The organism is uncultured Sulfitobacter sp., from assembly GCF_947497275.1.
Lineage (GTDB): Bacteria > Pseudomonadota > Alphaproteobacteria > Rhodobacterales > Rhodobacteraceae > Sulfitobacter.
In genome coordinates this window covers 1-1,616 of record NZ_CANMFS010000038.1, presented here as the reverse complement: position 1 = coordinate 1,616, position 1,616 = coordinate 1, and the positions used below count along the sequence as shown (strand labels likewise).

At 66.6% G+C, this 1,616-nt stretch carries 1 protein-coding gene; it reads left to right on the top strand.

All coding sequences use genetic code 11. The features are described from left to right. The coding region (locus Q1A06_RS20865; RefSeq protein ID WP_299568042.1) for an acyclic terpene utilization AtuA family protein at positions 1-1,616 on the top strand (1,616 nt) is incomplete at both ends.

Sequence of the window (1,616 nt, the reverse complement as noted above, 5' to 3'; positions counted from 1 at the left end):
TGGGGTGACACGCCGGAGGCCATTGGCCAGTTGGTGTCCAAGGGCGACATCGACTATCTGGTATTCGATTATCTGGCCGAGGTGACGATGTCGCTGATGGCGCGGGCGCGGGCGAAGACGCCGGAGGCGGGCTTTGCGCCGGATTTCGTCAAGGCGCTGGTGCCCTGGCTTGAGGATATCAAGGCCAAGGGGATCAAGGTGGTGGCGAATGCCGGCGGGGTGAACCCGCGCGGTTGCCGCGACGCGCTCGCCAAGGCTGCCGCCGAGGCGGGGGTCGAGCTGTCCATCGGTGTCGTGCTGGGCGACGATCTCACGGAGCGCGCGGACGCGATCCGCGACCGCGGCGTGACCGAAATGTTTTCCGGCGTGGCCTTTCCGGACGAAATCTGGAGCATGAACGCCTATCTGGGCGCACGCCCCATCGCGACGGCGCTGGACGCCGGGGCCGACATCGTGATCACCGGTCGCTGCGCCGACAGTGCCGTGGCGCTAGGCCCTTTGATGCACGAATTCGGCTGGAAAGACGAAGATTGGGACAAGCTCAGCCAGGGGTCCCTGGCGGGCCACCTGATCGAATGCGGCCCGCAGGGGACCGGGGGCAATTTCACCGACTGGCAGGACGTATCGGGCTGGGATGACATGGGGATGCCCATCGTCGAGGTGTCCGAAGACGGCAGTTTCGTCATGACCAAGACGGCCGATACCGGCGGTTTGGTGTCGCCCGGTTCGGCCGGCGAACAGATGCTTTATGAAATCGGCGATCCGCGGGCCTATCTGCTGCCTGACGTGATCTGCGACTGGTCCGGTGTCACGCTCGAACAGATCGGCCCCGATCGGGTGCGGGTCAAGGGCGGCAAGGGGCTGGGGCGCACCGGCAGCTACAAGGTGTCGGCGACCTATGCCGACGGCTGGCGCGCGGTCACCACCCTGACGCTCGCCGCGATCGACGCCCCGGCCAAGGCCGAGCGCGTGGCCGAGGCGATCCTGACCCGCTGCCGCCGGATTTTCCGCAACAAGAACCTGGGCGATTTCCGGCAGGTGAGCGTCGAGGTTCTAGGTGCCGAAGCCGCCTATGGCGCCAATGCCCGCGCCCGGACCCGCGAAGTGGTGCTCAAGATCGGCGCGGCACATGAGGAGCGCAGCGCGCTGAACATCTTTGCCGGTGAAATCGCGCCGATGGCCATTTCCACCGCGCAGGGTCTGACCGGGTTCTACGCCGGACGGCCCAAGGTACAGCCGGTGGTACGGCTGTTCTCCTTCCTGCAGGACAAGGCCGACACGCCCGTTGCGGTCGAGGTCGATGGCAAGGATGTGCCGGTCACCGTCGCCACCAGGGAGGTGCGGCTTGATCCGCCCGCCACGCCGCCGGCCGACAGCCGCGAGGCCGGCCCCGATGCCGTCAAGGTGCGGCTGGTCGATCTGGCCTGGGGCCGCTCGGGCGACAAGGGCGACATCGCCAATATCGGTATCATGGCCCGCAAGCCCGATTACCTGCCCTACATCCGATCCGCCCTCACCGAAGACACGGTGAAAACCTATTTCGCCCACCTGTGCAACGGCCCGGTCGAACGCTTCGACCTGCCCGGAAGCCATGCGCTGAACTTCCTGCTGCACGA